Annotated in this window: 5 protein-coding genes and 1 pseudogene; 4 read left to right on the top strand and 2 right to left on the bottom strand. The window is 60.4% G+C overall.

The annotated features are described in order from the left end of the window. Positions 1 to 331: pseudogene (locus ABI213_RS07315) on the top strand (hypothetical protein); the annotation flags it as partial. On the opposite strand, the gene nth reads toward ABI213_RS07315, so the two are convergent. Further along, positions 301 to 945, bottom strand: a complete 645-nt coding sequence (gene nth / locus ABI213_RS07310; RefSeq protein ID WP_348026564.1) for an endonuclease III — start codon at positions 943 to 945, stop codon at positions 301 to 303. The pseudogene ABI213_RS07315 and the gene nth overlap by 31 nt on opposite strands. A 45-nt stretch (positions 946 to 990) precedes the next feature. Next, a complete protein-coding gene (locus ABI213_RS07305) occupies positions 991 to 1,791 on the bottom strand; it encodes an HDOD domain-containing protein (protein ID WP_348007298.1) in 801 nt (266 codons plus the stop codon). A gap of 160 nt (positions 1,792 to 1,951) precedes the next feature. Between ABI213_RS07305 and ABI213_RS07300 the strand changes: the two genes are divergently transcribed. The 3 genes from ABI213_RS07300 to ABI213_RS07290 form a co-directional block, all read left to right on the top strand. Then, the gene (locus ABI213_RS07300) at positions 1,952 to 3,145 is read left to right on the top strand and encodes a PLP-dependent aminotransferase family protein (protein WP_348026562.1); all 1,194 of its coding nucleotides are present in this window, start codon (positions 1,952 to 1,954) and stop codon (positions 3,143 to 3,145) included. A gap of 810 nt (positions 3,146 to 3,955) precedes the next feature. After that, positions 3,956 to 5,626: an AbfB domain-containing protein gene (locus ABI213_RS07295; protein ID WP_348026560.1), complete on the top strand. Its 1,671-nt coding sequence runs from the start codon at positions 3,956 to 3,958 to the stop codon at positions 5,624 to 5,626. 84 nt (positions 5,627 to 5,710) lie between these two features. Further along, positions 5,711 to 6,179: hypothetical protein (locus ABI213_RS07290; protein WP_348026558.1), on the top strand; the 469-nt coding region annotated here is incomplete at its 3' end.

Here is a 6,179-nt window from a genome sequence, read left to right as displayed (position 1 = left end):
GTCGGACCGGCTTGCGGTGGCCAACCCGGCCTTCATCAGTTTGTATGCTGTGCAAAACGATACGGTCAGCTTTGCCGATATCGTCCGCCACAGCCATGCCCAGCAGGTCGGTCCGCGTATCACCACTAATGACATCGAAGCCTGGCTGCGGGCGGCGGACGGCAAGCGGCGTAGCCAGCCGCAACGTAATTTTGTGGTGGACATGGTCGATGGACGTTGGTTTCACCTTTTTGAAACTTCGTACAGCGATGGCTGGCTGATGTTGCTGCTGTTTGAAACCAGCCCACCCACTGCCAGCGTTCAACCCGCCGCCGCGACTGTCTTGGGTTGAAAGTCGCAAAACTGGGCCACGCCGCACTGCCAGCACAGCGGCTTGCGGGCCTGGCAGACGTAGCGGCCATGCAGGATCAGCCAGTGGTGCGCGTCCACCCTGTATTCGGGCGGGATGCGTTTGAGCAGGCCCTTTTCTACATCCAATGGGGTTTTGCCGGGTGCCAGCCCGGTGCGGTTGCCCAGGCGAAAAATATGCGTGTCCACCGCCATGGTGGGTTCGCCAAAGGCCACGTTCAGCACCACATTGGCGGTCTTGCGGCCCACACCGGGCAGGGCTTCCAGGGCTTCGCGGGTGCGCGGCACTTGGCCGCCGTGCAGTTGCACCAGCATCTGGCAGGTTTGCAGCAAGTGCTTGGCCTTGCTGTGGTACAGGCCGATGGTCTTGATATAGCCCTCCAACCCGTCCAGCCCCAGGTCCAGAATGGCCTGCGGTGTGTTGGCAACCGGGTACAGACGGCGGGTAGCCTTGTTGACCCCCACATCGGTAGCCTGGGCCGATAGCAGCACGGCGGTCAGCAGCTCGAACACACTGGTGTATTCCAGCTCGGTCACCGGCATCGGGTTGGCGGCCTGGAGGGTGGCAAAAAATCCGGCAATAGCGTTACGGTTCATGCCGGAATTAAAACCTAGTTCAGCACCGCAGTTCAGCCCCGAAAATTAATTGACTTGGATGAAGGAGTCCGGTAGGGGAAACTTGGCGCGCATCCACTCGGGGTTGAGTTGCAGCTTCTTCACCACCTCTTCGGGCAGGGCGTCCAGCATCTCGGGGCCGCCGGGCGGCATGTCGGCCAGCAGCATGGCCAGGTGGACGATGCCGCCCAGCCGGTTGAAGGGCTTGGCTTCCATGGGCTCGGACGAGGTGTCCAGCGCCCGTACGATCTCGGCGGGAAAGTTCCAGCGGCGTGCCAGTTCGGCGGTGATCTGGCCTTCGCTGAAACCTGTCAGGCGTTGCTCGCGCTCCCAGCGCCCACCGGGCTGGTGCGGCAGTTTTTCAATCTCGGCCAGGCTGGCGGGCTGCACCTGGGCAATCATCAGCTCGCCCAGCCGCACCATCATGCTGGCCAGCCAGGCTTCGCTGCCGTCCAGCCCCAGGTGGGCGGCCAGCCATTGCGCATAGCCCGCGCTCACCATGCAACTGCGCCAGAACTCGGTCTGGCTCAGCCCGTCCACCATCGGAAATGCATCGCCCATGGATGCTGCCAGGCCCAGCGTGCGCACCCGGCCCATACCCACCAGACTGATGGCATCGTCCAGCGAGCTGACGCTGCGGCTCAGGCCAAAGCTGGCGCTGTTGGCCAGGCGTAAAAGCTTGGCCGTGAGCGTCGAATCCTTGGCGATGATGGCCGCCACCTGCGGGCCCGTCGCGTTGTCGTCGTTCAGCGTGCGGATGAGCGCGTGCGCTACTTCAGACATGACGGGCAACTTGACCGTTTGAAAAAATACCGCGATGTCGGGCATGGTGCGTCCTGTGGGTATGGTTTGAATTGATTGGTTACATCCAGCCCTATTCTGTACGATTTATGGAGCACTTTTGGGTATGTAAATCCCGCATTTCAGCTGTCTGTAACGGCATTGCGCAGATTGGCGACAATGTTCTCCCGAAAGCGAGTACATCCATATGCCATTGCCTACTTCCCTCCCGTTTGCCGACCGCCTCCAGAACGTCGAGACCTCTGCCATTCGAGAACTCTTCAAGCTGCTGGGCACGCCCGGCATCATCAGCTTTGCGGGCGGCTTCCCCGACCCGGCGCTGTTCGATGTGGAAGGCATTGCCGCGTCCACCGCCGCCGTCTTGGCCAACAATCCCGGCCCGGTGCTGCAGTACGGTGCCACCGAAGGCTTTAATCCGCTGCGTGAACAGCTCAGCCGCTTCATGGGCAACAAAGGCGCGACCGTGGCCCCGGACGGCCTGATCGTCACCACCGGCAGCCAGCAGGCGCTGGACCTGGTGGCCAAAACCATGATCAACCCCGGTGACACGGTTATTGTGGAAGCGCCCACCTTTTTGGCCACCATCCAGTGCTTCCGGCTGTACGGTGCCAAGCTCATCGGCGCACCCATCGACGCAGACGGTGTGGACGTGGATGCGCTCGAGAAGTTGATCGACCAACACAAGCCCAAACTGGTCTACCTGATCCCCACCTTCGGCAACCCCAGCGGGGCTACGCTGAGCCTGGAGCGGCGCAAGCGCATTCTGGAAATAGCGGTGCGCACGCAGACCCTCATCGTCGAAGACGACCCCTACGGCGAGCTGTATTTTGACCAAGCGCCGCCCCCCAGCATGCTGGCCTTGAGCGCGGGCGTGCCCGGCAGCCGCGACTGGCTGGTGCACTGCGGCTCGATGAGCAAGATCCTCAGCCCCGGCCTGCGCGTGGGCTGGATGATTGCCCCGCCCGCCTTGCTGGCCGCCGCCACCATGTGCAAGCAGTTCAGCGATGCCCACACCAGCAACCTGACCCAGGCCACTGCTGCGCACTACCTCACGCTGAACCGTCTGGACGGCGCGCTGGCCGTGGTGCGCACCACCTACGCCGAACGCGCCCGGGTGATGGCCGCCAGCCTGCAACGCGAACTGGGCAGCGCCATTACCTTCAACGCCCCGCAAGGCGGCATGTTCTTCTGGGCCCGCCTGACCGAGGGGCGCGATGCCAGCGAATTTGCCAAGCGCGCGATCGAGAAGCTGGTGGCCTTTGTACCCGGCGCACCGTTCTTTGCGCACGATGCCGATGTGTCCACGCTGCGCCTGAGCTTTGCGACCGTGGGTGTGGAGAAAATTGAAGAAGGCATTGCGCGTTTGGGGCAGGCGCTATAGGCAGTTTGGGTATCGGGCTAAATTTAAGTAAAAAGGGCTACTAGCGCAGGATCCACCTGCGCTAGTAGCTATTAATTGAGTAGCAATTGTGGGGCGGAGGCAGCGCCCTCAAAAAGCATGGCCAAAACGGCTGTGGTCGCCATTGGCCATTTCAAAACATCCCAATAAAGTCCGTATGGACTAAATGCCCGCCATACCAGCGAGATAATCCAGAATACCACTGCGTATATCTGGGCCGGGCCGTCCATCATAGGTTTCACCGCTTCGCCTATTGCGGAGAATAGTTGGCTGGGTTAATCAGCTTGGTAATACACCTGCAGCCACACCCCGGTTTATAAATCCACGCAAGATAATGCCGTCGGATATTGCGGGCTAAACCATACCCACGGATTCATCGCGCCGGTACTTCCACCGGTTCTTGGCTCTTTCATCACGATTTTCCATGTGCGCTTGGTGGACGGTGTGTGAACGCTAAAAATTACGGTGCAGCCCACTAATTCCGGCTGCCGCACTGGGGAATACCTTCATGGGGTAAGTTTTAATAGGGTATACATCAATGCCAATTTATGTATCTGATATTCCCCAATCTATATTAGATAAATATCATAAATTTACATACCATCCACTCCCCGCCAGCCCCATCCATCCCAGATGGGCGCGTTATAAAACGATGAGGAGACATTCGCCATGAACCATGCCAACAAACACCGGTCGCGTGTGGGTTCGCGCCAGAGGCCATCCACAGACTTCTAAAAATCCATTTTTAAGACAAGGACGCTTACACACTCCCACAGAAAGAGCATATTCACCATGGCTTTATTGAAAAATCTGGCAAAAGCCAGTGCAATCGTGGTGGCCACTCTGTCGCTTCTCTCCGCCTGTGGCGGAGGCGGATCGGACGGACTGGCCAGCACCGCGACCTCGCTTACCGCCAAGGCGGGGGCTGGAGACATCGCGCCAGACACCAGCCCCGACAACTCGGTGGCCTGGGTGATGACTTATTTCGGCCCTAACCAGGATTTGGCCAACGATTCCTTGCATCTGGCTTTCAGTACCGACGGCTTGAACTGGAGCGGTTTGAACGCGGGCAAGCCGGTGTACCAGGCCCCCACCACGGTCCAGGGCATCAGCGGCTCCGGCCACATCCGCGACCCGTTCATCCTGCGCAAGAACGACGGCAAGTTTGTCTATATCGCCACCGACTGGACGCTGGCGGTCAACGACTCCAACTACTGGAACCGGCCCAGTTCGCGTATTTTTGTGGCCGATTCGGACGATCTGATCACCTTCACCAACCCCCGATTCTTGACCATGGCCAGCACCCTGGGGGCCAATACCCAGCCCCATGCCTGGGCACCAGAGACCTACTACGACTCGGACCGCCGCAAGTACGCGATTGTGTGGTCGGGCAATGCCGACCGGGGCCGCACCTATGTCAGCTACACCAAGGATTTCAACAGCCTGGTCAACCCCACACCCGAGGTTTTGTTTGACCCCGGTTACGACGAAATTGACGCGACCGTAGTGCCTTACAACGGCCACAACTACCTGTTCTACAAAGATGAAACCGGCAGCGGCAAGGACATCCAGGTGGCCAAGTCGTCGGGTGCTGGTCTGGTGGCGGGCTCTTTCACCCGCATCTCGCCCAACTACCTGACGCGTGGTGCCAACCAAAGCACCATGCAAGGCACCGAGGGGCCACTGGTCATCAAGATCCCAGGGCAGCAGAAGTGGTACATCTACGCCGACTACTACGGCAACGGCGGTGTTTTCGGCTGCTGGACCACCACCAACCTGGATGCCGACCCCGCCAGCTGGACCAAGCTCACCAATGGCGTGGACTTCAAGCTGCCAGAAGGTGTGCGCCATGCCAATACCGTGCGCGTGACGCAGGCACAGCTGGATGCCTTGAAGGCCCGCTACGGTGTCACCGTGCCCGCCGTCACGACCCGTATCAAAACCACGTACTCCGAAGGCGGCACACCGTTTTATGCGGCCCATGCCTGGTTCCACGGCATCATCACCACGCTGAACGACACCAACAACGGACAACTACCGGCCGACTTCAAATGGCGTGCCGCCCCGGGTCTGGCCGATCCGAGCGACCCGAACCTGGTGTCTTTTGAGGCCACCGGCTTCCCTGGCCGCTACCTGCGCATCGACAGTGCCAACCCGACCCGCTGGCCCACCGGCAGCAGCCTGACCCAGGCGAACCGGGGCTACGGCCTGGGTTGGATCGCCACGGCCGACAAACACCACCTGACCTGGGTGGACCCGCTGGAAGACAGCACCACGTTCAAGAGCGATGCCACCTTCCGTAAAGTCCCGGCGCTGAATGGCGACGCCAGCATGGTGTCGCTGCAGTGGTATGGCGACACCACGCTGTACCTGCGGCACATGGCCTACCAGCTCATGGGGCTGCCCAGCACGGCCAATGCGCAGCAGAAGATAGACGCGTCCTTCACGCTCGAAACGCAATAAGGCCCGCGATAAAGCCGCCCTGGCAACACACCGGTGCCCGTGCATGCGCGGGCACCCCCTTTTTCAACCAGATTCCTTACCGCTATGAAAAACACTATTTCCCGCCTGGTTGGCGCGGCCTGCCTGTTGGCGGGCGCAGCCAGCATGCCCGCCGCTGCCGTGCCGGTCACCTCCCTGGTCGGGGCGACCCCACTGACCACACCGGTGAAGAATATTTTTGGCACCGGCCCGTTCAACTTTGCGCCCGGCATCACCTGGAGCAGCAACGGCAGTGACGCGGCTTTTGGCAGCACCGATGGCTATGGCTTTGATGCCAATGGCGACTGGGACTACAACAAAACCCTGGTGGCCACCAACGACAGCACCTCCAGCATGACCTTCACCTTCGACACCGCCGTGTCGGGTTTTGGCGGCTTTTTGAATTGGGCGCCAGGCTCGGGCGAGGCATCTATCGCCGCATACGACGTGAACCATGCGCTGATCGAGTCGCTGGTGCTGAGTTTCTTGACCGATGGCAGCCTGAACTCCGGGGCGTTCTATGGTTTCCAGGAAG

It is taken from the genome of Rhodoferax sp., assembly GCF_039922535.1.
In the GTDB taxonomy this organism is placed as follows: domain Bacteria; phylum Pseudomonadota; class Gammaproteobacteria; order Burkholderiales; family Burkholderiaceae_C; genus Rhodoferax_B.
Note: the sequence above shows the minus strand (reverse complement) of the source record. Positions and strands in the feature narration are given on the sequence as shown.